The organism is Halobellus sp. Atlit-38R (genome assembly GCF_003665925.1).
In the GTDB taxonomy this organism is placed as follows: Archaea; Halobacteriota; Halobacteria; order Halobacteriales; family Haloferacaceae; genus Haloquadratum; species Haloquadratum inordinatus.
Genome location: NZ_QXIJ01000124.1, coordinates 1 through 615 on the forward strand (window position 1 = coordinate 1; position 615 = coordinate 615).

A 615-nucleotide genomic window follows, 5' to 3' on the forward strand; every position below is an offset into this window, starting at 1 on the left:
CTTCGGGCTGCTCTTCCTGAAGCGAATCAACGACCGGTTCGAAGAAGAGACGTTGGAAATCGCCGAGGAACTCACCGGCGACGACGAGGAACCGGACGAAGACCTTCTCGAACAGATTAGAGGCGACCGAGACCTACATGAGGAGTTCTGGGTCCCGGAGCGCGCTCGGTGGGACCACATCGCCGCCCAGAGCCGCGACATCGTGGCGACTCTGAACAAGGCTCTCGAAGCAGTCGAAGACGAGAACGACGCCATCGCAGACCGTGTCCTCACCTCCGTCGACTTCAACGACAAGGACCGTCTCTCGGACGCGACGCTGGAGGAACTCGTCACGCACTTCTCGAAGCACCGCTACCGGAACGCGGACCTCGAAGACCCCGACATCTTTGGGCGGGCGTATGAGTACCTAATTCGCCAGTTCGCCGACGACGCCGGGAAGAAGGGCGGGGAGTTCTACACACCACGCGAAGTCGTCCAGCTGCTCGTCGAGTGCGTCGACCCCGAGCCCGGTGACCGCGTGTACGACCCTGCCTGTGGGTCCGGAGGGATGCTCATCTACTCCGCGCAGCACGTCGAGGACGAAGGTGGCGACCGAGACGACATCTCGCTCTACGG

1 protein-coding gene is annotated in these 615 nt (G+C 62.4%); it reads left to right on the forward strand.

What is annotated here, in order from left to right:
* Positions 1-615 (forward strand): class I SAM-dependent DNA methyltransferase (locus D3D02_RS18460; RefSeq protein ID WP_147435723.1); only part of this gene is annotated, 615 nt, incomplete at both ends.